Below are 19,201 nucleotides of genomic sequence, written 5' to 3'. Positions count from 1 at the left end.
TGCCCGGGGACGGTGCGGTCCGCGACCTCGGCGGGCCGTTGACTGATCAGCGTGTCGCCGGTGACGTGCGCCCACGCGCGTTGCTTCGCGCGGGCTCGCGGGACACGAAGCGCCCGACCGGTCCGCAAGCAGGCGACGAGTTCGCGCGTGAGGGCGCCACGGCTCTGAACATAGAGCGCCTGGTAGATATCGCCTCATGGCTGATCCGCATAGACTCATCCTGCGGGAACTCCTCCCTGAGCCTGCGAGAAATCTGCTCCGGGCTCCATGCGATCATCGGCCCTGTGGGGCTTGTTGCGGCCCTTCCACCGCGGGCCCTGCGGGCCGGTGACCGCTCGGCCATCCGCTGTCCGGATCACACCCGCAAGCCGTTGCTGCACGTACTCCCGCAGCCGCTCATTGGCCAGCAGCTTCGCGGTCTTCGGCCGGCGCGCTCGACGTTCCGCGTGCCACTGCGTGGTCGACGCCTTGTAATCCAACCGGTACGTCCTGGTCGAGGCGTTGCGCCGCAACTCCCGCGAAATCGTCGACGGGTCCCGGCCCAGCTGGCGTGCGATCGCACGAACGCCCATGCCCTGCACTCGCCGCAGAGCGATGTCCTAGCGTTCGCTGAACGACAGATAGCGACCCGACACCGTCGGCGGCAACCCAGGATTCACGCCACCAGCGTGCCGGAACCACCGGAACGCCACCGGTGACGACACACCCGCCACCGCGGCCGCGTCCTCGGTCATCACACCGGATCGGACCGCAGCCCAGAACTTCACCCTGTCCTCACGCCACGCCACAGTCGGTCGACCCGGCGAGGGAATCTGACCCCGATACTCCCGAACCCGCCTCTGCCCCGGCCCAACACCCATCGCTCCACCCCTCCTACAAGGTATTGCGACGACCGGTTGAATCCGCCGTGGCCCGTTTCAAAATGTCGACGTCCTCGCGCAGCTGGCGGTTCTCTCGCCGCAGCCGCGCTAACTCCTCCCGTTCTGCGCTGGTCAGCCCGTCCGAACGGCTGCCGGAGTCGATATCTGCTTGTTTGACCCAGTCCCGGACCGCGGTCTCGGTCAGGTCGAAGTCCTTCGCGACCTGCGCGATCGATCGGTCACCCCGCCGACACCCCTCAACGATCTCCGCCTTGAACTCCGGGGTGAACGCCCGACGCGGCCGGCGTGGCTTCTTACCCATGCCTTCCATGATGAACATCCTCCCGAGGAGGCTCACAGCCCCCTGAGCTGGGATGTCCGTCAAATCGGGTCAGGCCCAACCATCGTCCGGGGCGGATGTCGATGCGACGGGGTCCGTAGTTGCGGTTGCCCGTGGGGGCCATCGAGTATCCCTCCGGCACGGGTCGTCGGGTGCAACCGTAGCGACGGTGACGGCGCTGCGATACGTCGAGAATGGGATGAGGACCCGCTGGCGGTCAGAAGGAGCCCACGGCGCCCAGTCGGAAGGGTGACCGATGGTGTCGACGAGGCCAAGGTGGGCGTGCCCGATGGCACAGAACCGAAGCCGTTCGATGCGTGATCCATATGTTATCGACGGTTCTGACGGCTGACACCGCATGCACGGCGCGGCATTAGAGGGACAGGCCGACCACCACGAACCGGTAGATGGTGACACCGATCGGCATGGCACGAAGCTGGGCGACATAGCGAGTGCCTCAGCTTTGCTTCCGTGGCCGCCCGCGCTTTGACTTTAGCGGACGCCAGGCAGCTAGGTCCTGTTCGGTGACGTCCCACCGGCGCAGCGAGTCGTCCAGGAACGCGCGGAACGTGTTGTACTCCCGCTCGGTGCCCCATTGCTTGACCCACGGCAGCACCTCGAGCAGACCGGCGAGGAGCGGGACCCTGTCGTCGTGGTCCTGCCCGGCCGATACAAGGTCGGCAAGCACCTGCGCGCGGTCCTCGACAGACCAGCCGGCCCATCCGAGGAGGGCGTCCTTGACGGTACGGCCTGCTTGTGGGTAGGACACGAACCGTTCGCTCGGCATGTCGTACTTGCCGCGGTGACGCCAGTAGCTCGCCTTCAGGAAGTCGCCGCTGGTGTATCTCGGTTGTTGAGGGGCGGGTTCTCCGGGCACGTCGAGGGTTCGCTCCTCCTCGATCATTGCGTCCTCCTCCCGCTGCAGCCGCCACGTTTCCTCCCACTCGGCACGCTTTGCCATTCCCGAGTCGCGGTACCGCAGGGCGGCTAGGTAGGGGACGACCTCGTCAGCGAGGAGACCCTGAACGACGTTGACGAGCGGTTGGCCAGGGGCGTACAGCTCGACCGCCTGCCTGATCGTCAGGTCCGTGCCTAGCAGCTCGGCAAGCCCTGTGATTGTCAAGGGGCGCGCGCGCCGCACACCGTCCTCGTGGTCGTACCAGAGGTCGGCCGCTTCGCACCGGTCGAGTAGCCACGTCCGCAAGGCTGCGGATTCCAGGGCGTCCCAGCCAGGGGAAGCCCACCGCCTCTTGAACTCCGGCCGTTCCAGTGCCCGCACCCGGCTGTCCCGTTGCACGGTGTCGATGCGTCGCAGCACCACCTCTCGGTATGCCGTCGGCCAGTGCGTCGGCAGCTCGGTGATCGGGGACGCGCCATGTCGGAGGAACCAAGCGGTACGGAGCTTTCCAGCGGTCATCTGGCGTGCCATGACGATTTCGAAGGCCCGTTCGCCGAGGCTCAGCGGGGGGATCGCCGAGGCGGGTGCCATTAGGTCCTTGTCCTGCAAGACGCCGTACCGGATGTAGACCTCCCAGTCCAGCTCCTCTTGCAGGGACATCTGGCGGGCTCGGATGGCTTCCCAACGGGAGCGAGCCGTGGCGAGCACCTCTCGGGTCGGTGCGTGCCGGCCTAGAACCGCTGCAGGCGCAGCTACGGCAAGTTCGCGAGCGAGTCGGGCCAGCTCGTCGGCGTAGGTGGTGTGTAGTTCCTCGGGCAGTGGCAGGTCGCGCAGTCTGGTGGCGGCGATCTCGTAGAAGGTGTCCCAGTGTTCGCCGGTGCCGGTCTGAAGTACATCAGGTCTCCCCTTGCTATGGCTGTGCTGCTTCAGCCAGAAGCAGACCGAGGAGCTGTTCAGCAACCCTGTCAGGTCAGCGTGGTGCTGCGCTGACACGCCGGGAGCAAGTTCGATGATCGGCGCTGAGTGCAGTGGCACCTCCTCGCCGCGCAAGGCGGCGAAGTGGTTGTGCGACGCGACCCAGGCATAGGTGATCATTCGTTCCTGGCTGCCGATTCGAGCAGCCAGTTGGTGCCAGCTGTACCAGGGCCGTCCGCTCTTGGCGTAGGAGCCATCTAGTCCGTGCGGGCGGTTTCGCAGTACCGTCCGGTATGGCCATAGCCGTTGCTGGTGCCTGGGGTATACCTCGATCGGGACGATCCGGCCTTCAGCATCGTATGGAAAAAAAGCGTAACGTTCGGCGACAGCAATCCAGTCCCGGACCTCGGATCCGGAGATTACACCGACCAATGCGTCGTCGTGGGTAATCCCGGTAGTCGCAAAGGCATGACGGGGGGCGGTGAAAAGGTCGTCCGATCCGGTGTTAGCGAAGTAACCGATTCGGACCACCTGATCTCCCAGCCGGCTCGGCGCAGCTGCCATCTTGTTCAGTATGTCGGTGGTCTCGTCAGTCGCGATCTGCAGAGGAAAGGCGCGGAGTTGCGCACGGTCGACGTAGCGTGACGCCGTCCACATGTCCTCCTGACCGGGGTGTGTTGTCTGATGCACAAGAGATCGCCAGACCAGTGCCTGCGCCGGATCCGACGGCACGGCCGGCTCGCCACGCAAACCGACGACCGTGAGCACCGGTTCTCTGTCACGGGGTGGCTGATTGCGTCCGGCCAGGACTACCGTGGGCGTGCCGTGACCTGGAATGAACGCGCCCGACGTGTCGATGATGTGAGTGAGCGCGACCCGGTGTGCGAAGAAGTCCTCCACAAGCTTCTGGCCGAACCCGCGTTTCATGAAGGAGTTGGACGTGATCTGACCGACGTAGCCACCCAGCCTGGCCAGCTCGAAGAATCTCTGCGCAAAGGGGACGCTGAGGGCGTACTTGCCCATGCAGACGTCGTACCGGGCGCGGTAGGCCTTGTCGAGTGCCTTGTCTCGGACCGTGATGTAGGGCGGGTTGCCCACCACCACGTCGTACTCACCAGGGAATGGGTTCTCGATGAGCGAATCGGCGACTGCGATATTGAATCGCCAGTCGAGGTGGGTGACATCACGAAGGCTCGTAGCGCCACAGGCGTGTATCGCGGCCATCAGCAGGCGGAACCGGGTGATGGCTACTGCGAAGGGGTTCAGATCCACCCCGTGTACGGCGCGCAGTGCACGACCGACGAGATCCTCGACGGCTGCGGTGGGCGCCGCCTGCCGCTCTGCGGATAACAGCCGTGCAAACGCGTCCAGCACGAAATGGCCCGAGCCGCAGACCGGATCGATCAGGCGGACGGGCCCGGACCCGTGCTCATGGATGGCTGGCTCCAGCGTGAGGTCCAGGATGAAGTCGGTGACGAAACCGGGGGTCTGCAGCAGGGAGTACTGCTTGCGGGCACCTTCCGACAGATCTTGGTACAGGTCGCCGAGGAAGCGTGTATCCAGGTCAGGAGCGACGAGGTCATGCGCCTGCCCGCCCTGGCGGTCCCAGAAGGCGACTAGATGACCGGCCGCTTCCTCGGAGACCGGATGATCGAAGAGCCGGTTCTGACCACGGTCGAACACCCCGGTGCCGGGATCGGCTGCGGCGAAAGCCTCGAACCGCGAAAGCAGCCATGGAAGGTGCTGGCCGGCCGCAGCTGTCTGGGGCGACCCTTCGATCAGGCCGTTGACCTCCGCGAACTGCACGAACAGGGTACTTAGCACCCAGGCAATCGCAGCCTGACCGAACTGCTCCTCTGGAACGTCGCTGCGATGCGCCCCACCTAGGTCCTCTTCCACCAGCCGCACCAGCCCGCGCAGCTGGAGGGGTAGGTCGTTGGTCATCGCTTCGATCCCCGCCTCCATTTTTTGACTCGTGTTACGGCTGGGGCTACTCTACAGCCATAGCTTCCTTCGCCGCACGTCGCACGACCAACATCGATGCGACTGTGCACCCGGTGCCCGACCAGCACCCGGGGCTGCCGGAGGTGTAGAAGGGACGGACCGGGGTGACTGCTTCTACGCGCGCTCTCTGGCTCGCGGTGATCATCGTCTTCAGTCTCATGGTCGGTGCTGCGGCGGGCATGCTGACGGCAATGAGCACACGTGACGCGACCGCTGCGATCTTTGCCGGCGTGGGGGGATTCGGAGGCACGGTGTTCCTCCTGCTGGCGATGGCGGCCTTTCTTGCATCCGCTCCGACCGGACCTGACTCTCGCTCTTAATCCACGGGTTCGGGGTTCGCGCCCCTGGTGGCGCACCATATCTGATCAGTCCCGTAGCTATCTGGCGATGCGAAATTGATCTTTGGGCGTCAGGTGGGCGCAGTGCCGGGCCGGGTTGGTGCCGGGTCCTCTCTCCTGAGAATGGCTCCGGCTGTCGGGTGGTGGGTGTTGCTGCGGTTCATGGGCCCACCAGCCTAACTCGTTTGACCTGTGTGGCTCGGCGACTGTAGCGCCCGCACGGCCGTGATCACCGTCCGCCAGTAGGCCGATAGGGATCTGACGGAACGCTGGAGCGGCGCCGTCCGCAGTGTGGATGAGGAGCGCAGAGGTGCGCTCAAATCCACGGCGAGAGTGCGGCGGACTTTCCGACTGAGGTCCTCATTGTTCAAGGACTGAGGTCCTCATTGTTCAAGGTTTGCGGCCCAGGGGTCGTCGCCCTCCCGTTCGGTGTACCGCCGCACGTGGTCGGCACTCGGTGCTGGGACCTCCAGTTGCCCTGCCAACTCAGTCAATCGGCCGGCCAACTCGTCCGCGCTGCGGGCCCCGCCAGCCCGCACAATTGAGCGGGCTCGTTCTAGCACTGCGCGCTGGCGGGCGTTCCTGTCCTCGCACCAAAGTTGCAGGAAGATCCACCGGCGTACCTCGAACGAGCCGAGGCGGTGCCAGGCGAAGGTCTCCCCAAAAACTCCCGCCGGTAGGGACGCTCGCAGGACGCCGTTTGCCAGCCGCTGCGGCCTCACGTCGGGAAAGCCGGCCCCGTCTAGCCATTCCCGCCATACCCTCTCGGTGTCGACCCGGGTTTCGGCGGCCACCACGTCGCGCAGGAACGGCCCGGCGACGCGTGACAGGTATGTGTCCACGCCGTCGACGGCCTTGACGAAAACCAGAAGGGACGACACGCACTCCACGACGTAGGCGGGTAGCCATGCCTGTCGTACCTCGAGTGGCTTGGCTGCAGTGAGCCCGGAGGGCAGGTTGAACTCCTCACGGTCCGATCGGCAGAGTAGCTCCTCTACTGCACTGGCACGGAACGGCGCGAGGCTGGTTACCTGGTGGAACGTCGTACCGTCCGGCAGTGAAAGCTGTGGTTCGTCCAGCCACACGCTGCCTGAGTAGTGGGTCCGGGGCAGTGGCGTACTGGTGAAACCGTCGAGGTAGAGCCGCTGCCGATCCTCCTTTTCGACATACCGGAAGCCCTCCTGCACTGAGCGGTGGCCGAGTTCGGTCAGCGTCAGCGTGCCAACGTCGCGACGCAGGTGCCCGATGGTGGTGAGAAATCGCAGGCCGCGCTCGACGAGGGCGGTCTCTACGCCGAGGAATCCGGCAAGTGACGGGGCATCGCGTAGTTCCGCCTCGGCGATGGCGCGGGACAGGTATTGGTCGAACACCTCGTACGGCTGGGCTTCACGCACTGTGGCGCTGATCTCCACGCCCCACACGGGTAGGAGCAGAGGGAAGATCCGAAGCGGCTGGATGCCGGGAAGGGCGGCCGCCCGTTCCGCGACGCGCCGGATGGGCACCTGCGGGGCCCGCACGCGTGGCGCGGTCATAGGAGTCGCTTCCGGAGCTGCCGGGAGGGTACGACGTCGCCGTGACGCTGGGCGTATCGGAACAGCTCGCCTGCCAGGTGTCGGAAGCCCGCGTCGTTGGCGCGTACGAGCGTGCTCATGTCGCCGACGAGGATCAGTTGCTCCCGAGCCCGGGTGACCGCGACATTGAGGCGGCGCAACTCGCTGAGGAAGCCGACCCGTCCCTGTGGATTGCTCCGGGTGAAGCTGTACACGACGATGTCATACTCCCTGCCTTGGAAGGCGTCGACGGTGCCGACACGGTCGCCGACCGCCTCGCCGCCGAGCAGCTCGCCGAGCCTCGTGGTCAACAGTTGCACCTGTGCCCGGTACGGCGCGATGACGGCCCACTCCCGGCCGTGGCGCGTATACCACTGGACCAGGTCGAGTACGAGCCGAGCCTCGGTGAGATTGTCGATGCCGGCCACCTGCCAGGTTTCGGTCCCGGGGCGCTGCCGCTCGGCGCGTTCCTTCGGTGACAGATCGGCGGTGTCCACCAGGGCGAGCGGACTGCGGAAGACGGCCGACGGCGGCCGGGGTTTGGCGTCGGTGCTCAGCCGGCCCCCGTAGAACTGCGCCGAGACGAAGTCGGCTAGGACGGCGGGCATCCGGCGCTGCCGCGAGAGCAGCACCTGATTGGTGGCGGGGGCATGCCGGATGAGCCGTTCGAAGGCACTGTGGGTCAGCAGTTCGATCAGCTGGGTGGGGTCGGTACCGGAGGCGGTCGCATCCCGGTGTGCCAGCCATTGCCGTACGTCGTCGTCGACAAACGGTGGCAGCTGGTGATGGTCGCCCACCAGGACGGCCCGAGGAGCGCGGACCAGCGGTACCAGAGTGGACGCGAGCGGGATCTGCCCGGCCTCGTCGATGACCGTGAGGTCGAATTCGAGGTCGCTGAGCTGGTTCTTCTGCACGCCGACCCCGATGCAGGTGGCGCCGATGACGTCGGCGTACCGGAGCAACTCGGGGTGGAGTTGGTCACTGGGCCCGGCCAGCTGCTGCCGCCAGTCGCGCAGGAGCCGGGCCCGCCCGCGCAAGACCGGCTCGATACCCCGGCACCAGTCGACGAAGGAGAAGAGCCCATCGAGGTCATCCGGGAGCGGCGGCACGGCCACGACTCCGGCCAGGAGGCTGGTGTACGACCGAGCCGCTGTGCGGGCTTCACCCCCTGCATGGTTGACAGCGACCTCAGCCTCGGACGCCTTCCGGGCGGCGCCATGTACCGCGGCATCGGCCTCCACCGCATGTCGCAGCTCGGCGGTCCGAGTCGTGATTTCCTGTACGGCCCGGGCCAGGGCCGCCTGTGCCTCGGCCGCCCGGGGGATCGTCTCGTCGAGCCGGCGCTGGCGACGGACGGCTCGCCAGCGGTGCAGAAACCCGAACGGGCCATCGACCCGGCCCTGTGCCGCCTGTAACTGTGTCGTTAGCCGCTGGACACGCGCACTGATCTGCGCGTACGTTCGCTCGGCGTCCTGCCGGGCCTGTTCGCTTCGTGTCACCGACGGCCCGAACCTGGCCTCGACGGCGGCGACGGCGGCGCGGTGAGCCTCCGCTGTTAGAGCGTGCGTGGCGCGGGCCTGTTGGACGTCGCCGAGGGCGACGTCGAGTCGGCGCAGCCAGCCCTGTGCCGGGGACGGCTCAGCGAGCCATGGAGCCAGGCGCCCGGCGGCGGCCTCCGTTCGCGACAGGATGCGTTGTTGCAGGTCGGCCGCAGTCGAGGCGAGGGTCTTGTGCTGCACCGCTCCGGCGATCCGGCTCTCGTTGCCGACCCGGATCGCGGTCAGTGCGGCCGGCAGGCGTTCGATGACGTTGTCGACAGCGGTGTTGGTCTGCGAGGCGACCAGGACCCGCTCGTTGCGACCCGCCGCCGCCGTCGCGATCTCCACGATGGTGCGGGTCTTTCCGGTGCCCGGCGGTCCGAGCACGAGCAGCAGGTCGGGGACGGATAACGCCCGTCGGAACGCGTCGGTCTGGTCGCCGTCGAGTGGCTCGATGGGCCGCATCGCGGCGACGCTCTCCGGCGGCCCCGGGTAGGGGGCGAAGCTCATGTCGGCCAACAGCGGCAGCAGCATGGGGTTGCGCGTCGTACCGGCGCGCAGGGCAGCTACGGCGTCGCGCTGAATGCGCTGGACGATGTCATTGCCGCTGACCACTAGCTCGCCCTGAGCCGGGATACGCGGACGGTGGACGGCGTCTTCGAACTGGACGGTCAGCTGCTCGCCGTCGAGGTCCAGCACTCTGCCGCGCAGATCGGGTACCTGGCGAACCTGCACCATGTCGTCGCGCTTGACCTGCCCGGGCCGGGATAGCAGGAAGACGTGGATAGCGGCGCTGGAGCGGCGGGACTCGCCGGCACTGCGCACGTCGTAGTAGGTGAGGCTGGGCCGCGCCTGCTGTTGCGCCAGCTCGATCTGCCGAGCGCCCTCGACGACGGTCTCCAGTGCGTCGCAAAAAGCGTCGTACCGGGCAGGTCGACGCGGCACAGTTGGCGGCCCGGCCTGGTCGTGCTGCTCCTGCCAGAGGCGACGGATCGCCGCGTCGGGAGCCTGGCAGCCCGCAGGTACGCCGTTGAGCAGCGGAGCGTAGGTCCAGGCGCGCGGTGCCAGCCGTACCCGGCTCCTGCCAAGTCGCTGGTGGCCGCGCAAGTTCAGCGGCTCGATGAACTCGACAACAAACGCGTCGGCCCGCGACGACGCACGTACGCCGACGCAGCAGCGCTGCGCGTAGAACCGGATCCACGGTGCCCTGCTACCGCGCCTAGGCTCGTCCACGGTGACCGGGACGCCGCCGGTGCCGTTCAACTGGTTGAGTTCGACCGTGAACGCCATTAGGTCCGGCAGGTAGGGGTGCTGCTGGCGGGCTTCGGCGTACCGCGTCGCGAAGTTCCTGCCGGGAACCAACGCGATCGGTGCGGACAACGGGCAGGTGATTGGTTGTCCCTTCAGCATGTGACCGCCCCACCGAAGCGCAAGACGCCGGTTAGGGCGGTGACCAGGTCCGCCAGCGACGGCCGGTCGCCAGGGGCTGAAGCGAGGCCGGCCAACAGGGCATCGTCGAGAGACGGCGACAGTTCCGGCCGCAGCAGGCTCGGCGGCGGAGGAGGACTGAACCCCGGAGCCTGTCCCGTCGCAAGGTGGTACACGATGGCGGCGAGCTGGTACACGTCAGTGGCCGGACCCGGCGGTTGCTGGATGGGCCGCTCCTGCTCCGGTGCGCGGTAGTCCCGGTGCCCCTCCCCGGTGGCAGCTGGCACCGCGGCCAGCCCGACATCGCGCAACAACATGCGATCCCGCGTAATGAGGAAGGCAACGGGGTGGAGAGCGCGGTGCGCGCGGCCGGAGGTGTGCAGGGTGCCGAGCGTCCGGGCCACCGCCGACAGCGCGCGCAGTAACGCATCCAGCGCGACGCCGGGGTACGGCGGGGCGCCGAAGACGCCCGGGAGCGAGGATCCGGGCCGGTCAGCCACCACCGTTACCTGGCCTCGGTCCTCAATAGTGGCGAGAACCCGTGGCAGACCGGGCACCGTCCGTTGAAGATCCGTCTCCAACATGAGCTGAGCCCGGCGGACCTCCGTGTGCCGGTCCCCTCGGAGGATGTCGAGGCGGGTGATCCGGACGTCCCGCTCCGGCGGTGACAGCTGCCGGGCCGACGCCCGTTGTTCCCGGTACGACCGGTCCGGTGGCTCGGTGACCTCAACCGGATCGTGGATGAGGTAGCAGGCGTCGCCGAGCTGTACCTCCTGCCCGCCGCGCCACTCGTGCTTCGTTGTCACGGGCACGACGATCGGTCGGAGTCCGGCGCGCAGCTGCCTTGGCGGGCGCCGGACACGTTCGTCGTGGGTACGTTCGACCAGTTCGCGCAGATCGGTGATGTGCAGGGTCTGCTCGTCGAGACAGGGTCGGGAACGGTCGCTGACCGAGAGTAGCGATCCGGTCAACCGGCGAATCCGCTGTTCCGGAGAGTCTGGCTCCTCAGTCCCGATGGCAGCGATCCGCTCGACAAGGGCGGCGTAGCACTGCTCGGCATACTGCGGATCGCGGTCCAACAGAGACAACGCGCCGGCCATGTCCCGAATGCCCACTGCGGTAATCTCGCTACGTCGAGGCAGCGGCGGATCCGGCATGGCCAGGACCCGTCGGAAGCGTTCGGCCTCGTCCAGGTCCACGTTGAGACAACCGTCGAGGTTCCTCGCGAGTTCCCTGGTGGCGCTCTGTAGCGCTGCGGCATTCGAGGCGAAGGCGCAGCGGCATCGCTCGCCCATCGCGCTCCACACCATGTGCAGATCCCGGACCACCTTCCTCAACTCGCTGATCGGCCAGTCGCCCTGACCCGGATCGCGGTGTTTGATCGACACCAACTCCGGATCGCCGTCGGGCAGCACGGCGATGTAATCAGTCGACCACTCGACGACGACCGCAGTCACACCCTGGGACAGCAGATTGGGGATGCACCGTAGAGCGATGCACTCGTCCTGGTAGCGGAAGCGGGCCCGAGTTGGGCGAGCGGTGTTGCGTGAGTCATGGAACAAGTCGACGGGTTCGGCGGGGGAGGGCGCCATCCTCACACCATAGATGCACGTCATGCCCAGCGACAATCACCCCCGCCGCCCACCGTATTCGGCGAGGGCAGAACTGAATCCGTCGGCGATTGAGCCGGCCGACCTGCTACCCGCGCCTGTTTGGCCGGCCGGGTGATGTCCGGTCGATGCTTTCCGCAAGCCTGCTGGCCTCGGACGCTGTATGGGAAGTGGCCTTACTCGCCTCGGCCATGCCGATGTCGTAACGCCCGGCCGATCAGGTGGCGCCAGTACTCGTTGATCGTCCATCAGATGGCGCAGCCATCCGGTGAAGCGATGGTTGCCGACAGGACCCTGCGGGCTGCGATCTTCGGTGCTTGTGTGGTAGTCATGGCGGATGTCCACTTTGCCTGTCTGTCCCGGCTGTGGATCTGGCGATTCTGTCCGGGCCGTCAACGCGGTGCTGATGGACGGAAACGCGGTTGTGTACTCGACCCGCGTGTTCAACGGTGCGGTCGGGTGGACCGGGACTCGGGTAAGCCCACAGCACGGTAGATCGGTCACGGAGACCGCCCGTCATCTCGCCTTGCCGCCGCTGCCTCCGCCACGTACGGCGTGGTATGCCTGGACCACTGTACTTGCCGCCTACTGCCTGTGCTGGGCCGTAGCCGGTGTCGCCTCCTGGCCGGACAGCGCGGCAGAGCGTGCCGACATCAGCCCCGCCGCAGCGATCATCGGGCCCGCGGCGCTCACCGCGCCTGGATTGATTGCTCTGGTCGCAGTCGTTGCAGGCCTGGTCCGGGTTACCCGTAAGGACCGGATGCGGCGCCGGGTCGCTCCGTACGTCGTGAGGATCCACAGTCAGGCTTGGTACTGTGGCCGTTGCGCTGGAGCGTTCTTCCGGCGGGGTGCCGTACCCGCCCATGTCGCGACCGATGTTCTCATCCCGGCGGGTGGCTTCCGTGACGCGGTTTGGGTTCTTGGGTACCAACACTGGCGTATTGAGCGCGAACCGTCACGCTGAGCGTACGCGGATTCCGCCGGATCTGTCGGTTCCGCTGGTCACCTGTCGATCGTCGGGGCGTGTGATCGATGTGTGATCGACGGTTCCGGTACATGCCGACCCCGAGTGGTACGACCTGGCAGCGGTGGCGCGGTCTGGCCAGCCCGAATCAGCAGATTTCCGCATCAACCGGCACGGCAGGGTATTGAACGATATTGCCAGGGTTTGCGCTCTTAATCCGCGGGTTCGGGGTTCGAGTCCCTGGCGGCGCACCAACGATCAAGGCCCTGACCTGGCGCTTCTGCGCGGTCGGGGCCTTTATCGTTCCTCGTGGTGGTGGGTGGTAGCTCGGTGGGTGCTCGGGAGCTGTTGGGCAGGGTCGGCGGCGCCGGTATCCCGTGTCGGTCGCCGAGATGCTCGACCACGTACTCCCGCATATCGTCACGAACGGCGTCGACGTCCCAGTCCGCCCACCGCAGTAGGCGCTGCATTCCGTCCGGGGAGACATCCCCGGCCTGCTCCGTAAGCATCCAACCGTTCTTGCGGTCCAGACCTGAGACCAGTACATACAAGTACTGCCGCGCTCGCCTACGCGGCTGCACCCGACGGAACCGCACCCCGATCCGACCATGCAACCGATCCAACTCCGCAGACCACCGCTCAACATCGACGCTTGGCACGCGGTACTCAACGGAAGCGACGGCAACTCGATTCGGTCAGTGTCGTTGCGGTACTAATGTCCGCGACTGCCGCGGATGGTTTCGCCGAGCTGGTCGTGGCTGGCCGTGGTTGAGCTGGTTGTTGGTTGGCTGGGAAGGGCGGCGATGCCGACCGCGATGGTGGGCAGGGCCCAGAGTGCGATGGAGGGCTCGACCGGCGCGTCGGTGGCGGCCAGCGGGAACATGAATACGACGGGGTAGAGACCCATGGTGAGCGGGGCGAAGCGGCGCCAGCCGTGCCAGCGGTGCTCGCGGGCGACGGCCGCTCCTGCCATGGTCATGCCGATGGCGGTCAGCAGCGCCCCGATGGGCAGGATGGTGTCGGCGGTCTCGCCGGTGGTGATGGAGACCAGTTCGGCGGCGATGAACACGACTCTGCCGGCGGCGGCGATGCCGAATCCTGCTTTTCCGAGTCGTCGGGTCCCGTGGGGTCGTTGTTGGGCGAGCGCGATGATGCCGGCCAGTAGCAGCGCCTGGGTTGGTAGCCAGATGGATTCCGCGATGTAGAAGCGGGTACTCCCGTCGGTCGCGGCCGATCCGATCAGCGAGGCGGCCAGCCAGCCGGCGCCTGCCGCGATCCAGGCACCGGCGGTGAGGCGGGGGTGGATGGTCATGAAAACCTCCTCGGCTGTTGGTCCCCACCCTGTCGTTGGTCGGCGGTCAGCTCGTCGACGATCTCGGCGAGTTGCTGCACCCCGCGACTGGCCGCCATGTGTTCGCCGATGCGGCTGGCGGCCTCCCGGTACCGGCGGTCGTCGAGCACAGCACGCACGGCGTGGCGGATCGCGGCCGGTGTGGGGGTTTCGGTCTTGAGGCGGCGTCCGACGCCGGTCCAGGCGATCCGGGCGATGACTTCGGGTTTGTCTTCCTGGCGGCCGGTGGCGACGATCGGCACGCCGTAGCGCAGGGCGTACTGCACGCCGCCGTACCCACCGTTGGTGACGTAGACGTCGGTCTTGGGCAGCAGCTCGTCGTACGGTAGGAACTCGGCGGCGCGGGCGTTGTGGGGCAGTGGCGGCAGCGTGTCCACCGGACGGCCACCGGTCGCGACGGCGACCAGCACGTCCTGGTCGGCGAGCCCTTCGAGCGCGGGCCCGATGAGCTGGCCGTAGTCGCGGTTGGCGAGCGTGCCCTGGGTGAGGTGGACGACCGGTCGCGAGCCGTCGAGCTCCGGCCACCACGGAGGAAGCGGCGCCTGCGAGCCGGAGGCCGAGATCGGTCCCACGAAGTGCAGGGTGGCCGGGGCGTCCGACCGCGGATATTCGAACTCGGGCACCGTGAACTGCACGATCGCGTCGGCGTGTCGCGGCCAGTCGAGCACCGCGAAGGGGATCGAGCGGCCGTGCAGCCGGTGGAAAGTCTGCTCGGCGATCCGCTCGGCCGGCGGAAACACCGTCTTGGCGGCGACCGCGGCGAGCATCGCGTTGCGCAGCCGGCCGAGCGGGCCGCGGAGCGGGAGCAGGCCCATGCCGAACGGCGCCGTGTCGCGGCTGGAGATCGTCAACGGGCAGATGCCGCCCACCACGATCGGCGGCCGGACCCCGAGCGGGTGGCCGAGCAGGAACGCGCCACCCACGAACCCCGGGTCCGTCAGGAGTACGTCGGCCGGCTCGGCGGCGTGCGAGGCCAGCACGATGTCGTGTTGCGGCAGCCCGGGGCGTACGAAGATGTGCTCGATGTCGTGGGCGACCGCCTTCGTACCCTTCAGGGCGGCACGTTCGGGGAAGGTGTGGTTCCAGTCCTGCCGGTCGTCGAAGTCGGCTTCGGCGGGCAAGGCCAGATGCTGCGCGCCGGTTGCCTCGACGGCCCGGACGAACCTGGATCCGGTGAGGAAACGCACCCGGTCCCCGCGCTCGGCGAAATGCCGCGCGACCGCGAGTAGCGGGGTGACGTGCCCGTGGATGGGCACAGCCGCGATCAAGATTGACGACATGGCGACCCCCCCCGGTGACCCCGGAGCGATGGGATAGAGTTGGCGCCCATGGAGCAGTATTCATCTGTACGCGGCGGTAGTCAATATGACGGGGAGTGAGAGCCGCACCCGCAGCTACCGTTCGGAGCTTCGGCAGCGCCAGGCGGCCGAGACCAGGAGGCGCGTGGTCGAGGCTGCCGGCGAGGTGTTCAGCGAACACGGGTACCAGGCCGCCACCTTCGCGCAGATCGCGAACCGGGCTGGTGTCTCAATCGAGACCGTGCGAACGCACGGTCCGAAGGCAGCCCTCATGTGGGCCGCGGTCGAGGTGGCGTCCTTCGGCGTCGAGGGTGACATCGACCTCTTTGCCACCGACCTCGGCAAGACCATGCTCGAGGTCGGTGACCCTTACGGCTTCGCGGCGTTCCTGGGCGAGACGATGCTCGCGATCAACGAACCGGCGGCCGGTGTCTGGACCGCGGTCACCGGCGCCGCGCACGGCGACCGCGAGCTCCGCAGCCACCTTGCGCAGCGGCTCGCCGCGATCAGGAAGCAGGTCGCGAACGTCCTGCGGGTGGTGGCCGAGCGCGGCTGGCTGCGCACCGACGTGCCCTTCGACGATCTCGTCGAAGCCTGCTGCGTCATCACCAGCGTCGAAAGCTACGTGCGCTTCGTACGCCTCGACGGCAAATCGCCCGAGGAATACAAGGCCTTCATCACACGGACGATCGCCGACACAATCCTCGAATGCTAGTCCGCCAGCCGAGAGCCCCCGACCAGTTGGTTGATACCGATCCGGTCCTCTCGGAGCGCCTTTCGTGAACTGACCTATGCCGCCCGCGCGGCGTCGCCAACGTGCGGGAGGGCCTGACGAACGAGACCGACAGCGACCCCCGGGGCGCTGCTGGATACCGGCCGCCTGGGAATCCTGGGGTCTGTCGGCCGCGCCGCCGTCCCGGCGCCAGGCCGAATACGACGTCTTGGGACGGCAGCGCACCATGACGCGGCAAAGGGCGCAGAAAGTGGCTACAGACGTTGGATGGGCAGGGTGTCGTGTCAGTGTTAAGGGCATTGGAGCGTCTGCGAGTCGTCGCTTTGGGCTCGCCGTAGCTCGAACGTCACCTCCGGATCGGGTGGCTGGATATCGCCGCTGACGGTCGTGCTGCCGTCAGGGTTGATCACGACGATGTAGGGCTTGGCGCGCAGCCGCACGGCGTCGCGGCCGTCCCATTCGCCTTCGAGTTCGCCCAGGTCGGTGTAGGTGCCGGGTGGTCGCTTGACGCCGATTGAGATGGACAGTCCCGCGTACCGGTCGGCGGTGAACCCGGCGGCACCGATGCCGACGTAGAACTTCGCGTCGTAGTCGATGATTATGGCGTTCGCGCCCACCGAGACACCTTCGACCGATTCGACCAGGCTGTCGTTCCTCCGCAGCTCGCCTGGCCATCGCAGGCCGAACCGGCCGTTGGCGTATCCGAATCCGATGGTGCCGCCGAGGGGGTACTCGCCGGTGGCCTTGATGGTCGAGTGTCCGGCGCTGAACCCGGTCCGGATGCCGATCGCCTGGCGCACTGAACCTTTTTCAACCTCCCCTTGCGGTCCGTCGGAGGGCGAGGTCCGACGCGGTGTGTGAGCGCCGCGCGGTTCAGGTTGAAAAAGGTTCACTGTCGCGGCGAACGGGATGCCGAGGATCTGCCCGATGCTGACGCTCCAGTCCACCGGTACGAACATCGTCGGGTGGACGTTGCTGCCGGTCATGGTGGCCGCCTCGACCTGTACCCGAAGCCCCGCCGTACCGTGGATGGATCGACTGACGGCCGGAGATCTTGGACAGTGGCACCTGGCGGGCGAGAGGGGTGGCCATTCCGGCGTTGCCCCAGGGTCAGTGCGATGTTGACCTGGTGCAGCAGGACGTTCGTGGCGCCGACGCCGGTCCACCGGTCGTCGCCGTCGTAGCCGAGCCGCGCGGCAGGGCCAGGTGGCGGCGATGCGCAGTCGTAGCCGTCAGGATCTCGTAGCCGTCAGGATCAGGGCCTTCTCGTCTTATCGGGCGCCGATGACGATCCATAGTCGGCCAATGACTCTCGGTGTTTTGGCGTCGGTCGAAGGTCGCGCCGCTCGTTGAGGGAGTTTCCCCGGTGATCCCGGCTGCGACCTTCGAAACTACCGATTGATAACCGAAACTTTTGGTTTGAGAAACCTGGTCCGGTCTGCAAGCCTGAAGACATCGATCGATGTGACCGCTAACACGATCTCCCTGCCCTCTGGAGGTCCGTCCGTCCGCCTGACGAACACGCTTCGCGCCGCTGAAGCAGTCCGCCACCCAGAAAGTCCGACGCTTCCACCACCGCCGTCCGGCCGGGCGGGCGACTGGGATCCACCCACCGTAACCACCTCGTGCTCTCCGGGGGCCTGAACTGCCCCGAGGTCCCCGCCGGTCGGGCGTACGCGGTAGTGCAGCCGGCCCCTTGCGAGCTGGGCGAGCCCTACCCGAGCAGCGCCGGAACGTCCCTATCTCACAACTGGAGGATAAGAATGATCTCCCGGACCCGTCCCGCCGGGCATCGATTCCGAACGCTCGTGGTTTCCGGAATGGCCGCGATAGTTGCGGCCCTGGTCGTATCGTTACTACCCCATCTCGCCCATGCCGCCGAGACGACGCTGGGTGCGGCCGCGGCCCAGTCCGGCCGGTACTTCGGTGCGGCGGTCGCCGGGGGCAGGTTGGGCGACAGTGCGTACACGACGATCTTGAATCGGGAGTTCAACAGCGTCACCGCTGAGAACGAGATGAAGATCGACGCGACCGAGCCGCAGCAGAACAACTTCACTTTCGGTAACGCCGACCGGATCGTCAACCACGCTCTGAGTCGGGGTTGGCAGGTGCGCGGGCACACCTTGGCCTGGCATTCGCAGCAGCCGGAGTGGATGCGGACCATGGAGGGCAGCGCGCTGCGCTCGGCGATGCTGAACCACGTCACCCGGGTAGCCAGCTACTACCGGGGCAAGGTCGTGGCCTGGGACGTGGTGAACGAGGCGTTCGACGACGGCAACAGCGGCGCGCGTCGCAACTCGAACCTGCAGCGTACGGGCAACGACTGGATCGAGGCGGCGTTCCGGGCCGCGGACGCGGCTGACCCGGACGCGAAGCTCTGCTACAACGACTACAACACGGACAACTGGACCTGGGCCAAGACCCAGGCCGTCTACCGGATGGTGCAGGACTTCAAGCAGCGCGGTGTGCCGATCGACTGCGTCGGGTTCCAGTCGCACTTCAACGCCAACTCGCCGTACGTGAGCAACTACCGCACCACACTGTCGAGCTTCGCCGCGCTCGGGGTGGACGTGCAGATCACCGAGCTGGACATCGAGGGTTCGGGCACTACGCAGGCGAACACCTACCGCAACGTGGTCAACGACTGCCTCGCCGTTGCCCGCTGCAAGGGCATCACGGTGTGGGGCGTGCGGGACTGCGACTCGTGGCGCTCCAGCGGCACCCCGCTGCTGTTCGAGTGCAACGGCAACAAGAAGGCCGCGTACACGTCCACCCTTGAGGCGTTGAACAGCGGCACCCCCGTGCCCACCACCCCGCCGGCCACGACCACCCCACAGCCGACTCCCACCGGGTCGGGCCCGGTCGACCCGAACGTGTGGTACGAGGTGGTGAACCGCAACAGCGGTAAGGCGTTGGACGTGTGTGGGGTGTCCACGGCCGACAACGCCTGCGTCCAGCAGTACGCCCGCACGGGCGGGCAGAACCAGCAGTGGCAGTTGGTCGACTCCGGTGGCGGCTACTACCGGGTACGGGCGCGGCACTCGGGCAAGGTGCTGGACGTGTCCAACTACTCGACCGCGGATGGCGCCGCGATCGTGCAGTACGGTGACCACGGCGGGACGAACCAGCGGTTCCGGCTGGTCGACTCGGGCGGGTACGTGCGTTTGATCAACCAGGGCAGCGGCAAGGCCGTGGAGGTCCAGGGCGCGTCCACCGCTGACGGTGGCCGCGTGGTGCAGTACAGCGACCACGGCGGGACCAACCAGCAGTGGCAGCTGATCCAGGTCGGCGGACCCACCAACCCGACGCCGACGCCGACGGCTAGTGCGACGCCGACGCCGACGCCGACGCCGACGGGCGGTGGGTGCGCTCTC

Annotated in this window: 9 protein-coding genes and 3 pseudogenes; 2 read left to right on the top strand and 10 right to left on the bottom strand. The window is 67.2% G+C overall.

Annotated features, from left to right (window positions below; genetic code table 11):
- From AAH979_RS40700 to AAH979_RS40660, 9 genes and pseudogenes are all read right to left on the bottom strand, one after another.
- Positions 1-860: pseudogene (locus AAH979_RS40700) on the bottom strand (helix-turn-helix domain-containing protein); the annotation flags it as partial.
- Positions 861-903: 43 nt separating this feature from the next.
- A pseudogene (locus AAH979_RS40695) lies at positions 904-1,182 on the bottom strand (transposase); the annotation flags it as partial.
- 475 nt (positions 1,183-1,657) lie between these two features.
- Entirely contained in the window at positions 1,658-4,957 is a 3,300-nt protein-coding gene (gene pglX, locus AAH979_RS40690; RefSeq protein WP_346263462.1) for a BREX-2 system adenine-specific DNA-methyltransferase PglX, read from the bottom strand.
- A 781-nt stretch (positions 4,958-5,738) separates the two neighbouring features.
- Positions 5,739-6,767, bottom strand: a complete 1,029-nt coding sequence (locus AAH979_RS40685) for a hypothetical protein (protein ID WP_346263461.1) — start codon at positions 6,765-6,767, stop codon at positions 5,739-5,741.
- Between the two features lie 116 nt (positions 6,768-6,883).
- Entirely contained in the window at positions 6,884-9,823 is a 2,940-nt protein-coding gene (locus AAH979_RS40680) for an AAA domain-containing protein (RefSeq protein ID WP_346263460.1), read from the bottom strand.
- A 23-nt stretch (positions 9,824-9,846) separates the two neighbouring features.
- Positions 9,847-11,463 carry a serine/threonine-protein kinase gene (locus AAH979_RS40675; RefSeq protein WP_346263458.1) on the bottom strand — a complete coding sequence of 539 codons (1,617 nt, stop codon included), beginning with the start codon at positions 11,461-11,463 and terminating at the stop codon, positions 9,847-9,849.
- A 1,365-nt stretch (positions 11,464-12,828) separates the two neighbouring features.
- Positions 12,829-13,104: pseudogene (locus tag AAH979_RS40670) on the bottom strand (IS701 family transposase); the annotation flags it as partial.
- A 53-nt stretch (positions 13,105-13,157) separates the two neighbouring features.
- Positions 13,158-13,757: a hypothetical protein gene (locus AAH979_RS40665; protein WP_346263457.1), complete on the bottom strand. Its 600-nt coding sequence runs from the start codon at positions 13,755-13,757 to the stop codon at positions 13,158-13,160.
- The gene (locus AAH979_RS40660; protein ID WP_346263456.1) at positions 13,754-15,076 is read right to left on the bottom strand and encodes a glycosyltransferase; all 1,323 of its coding nucleotides are present in this window, start codon (positions 15,074-15,076) and stop codon (positions 13,754-13,756) included. Before AAH979_RS40660 ends, AAH979_RS40665 begins: the two co-directional genes overlap by 4 nt.
- Before the next feature lie 163 nt (positions 15,077-15,239).
- Here AAH979_RS40660 and AAH979_RS40655 point away from each other — a divergent pair, with 163 nt between their 5' ends.
- Complete coding sequence (locus tag AAH979_RS40655; protein WP_346263455.1) at positions 15,240-15,809, top strand: TetR/AcrR family transcriptional regulator; 570 nt, start codon at positions 15,240-15,242, stop codon at positions 15,807-15,809.
- A 308-nt stretch (positions 15,810-16,117) separates the two neighbouring features.
- Here the strand turns inward: AAH979_RS40655 and AAH979_RS40650 are convergent, their stop codons facing one another.
- Positions 16,118-16,813: a hypothetical protein gene (locus AAH979_RS40650; RefSeq protein ID WP_346263454.1), complete on the bottom strand. Its 696-nt coding sequence runs from the start codon at positions 16,811-16,813 to the stop codon at positions 16,118-16,120.
- A gap of 834 nt (positions 16,814-17,647) precedes the next feature.
- Between AAH979_RS40650 and AAH979_RS40645 the strand changes: the two genes are divergently transcribed.
- Positions 17,648-19,201, top strand: a 1,554-nt coding sequence (locus AAH979_RS40645) for an endo-1,4-beta-xylanase (RefSeq protein WP_346263453.1), incomplete at its 3' end; no start/stop codon positions are given.

It is taken from the genome of Plantactinospora sp. ZYX-F-223 (genome assembly GCF_039649625.1).
In the GTDB taxonomy this organism is placed as follows: domain Bacteria; phylum Actinomycetota; class Actinomycetes; order Mycobacteriales; family Micromonosporaceae; genus Plantactinospora.
The sequence above is the reverse complement of the archived record's forward strand: the minus strand, read 5'-3'. Positions and strand labels throughout refer to the sequence as shown.

What these genes read in the sequence shown, in the direction of transcription:
- pglX (WP_346263462.1), bottom strand. Translation starts at nt 4,957, where the DNA reads ATGACCAACGACCTACCCCTCCAGCTGCGCGGGCTGGTGCGGCTGGTG.
- AAH979_RS40675 (WP_346263458.1), bottom strand. Translation starts at nt 11,463, where the DNA reads ATGGCGCCCTCCCCCGCCGAACCCGTCGACTTGTTCCATGACTCACGC.
- AAH979_RS40665 (WP_346263457.1), bottom strand. Translation starts at nt 13,757, where the DNA reads ATGACCATCCACCCCCGCCTCACCGCCGGTGCCTGGATCGCGGCAGGC.
- AAH979_RS40660 (WP_346263456.1), bottom strand. Translation starts at nt 15,076, where the DNA reads ATGTCGTCAATCTTGATCGCGGCTGTGCCCATCCACGGGCACGTCACC.
- AAH979_RS40650 (WP_346263454.1), bottom strand. Translation starts at nt 16,813, where the DNA reads ATGACCGGCAGCAACGTCCACCCGACGATGTTCGTACCGGTGGACTGG.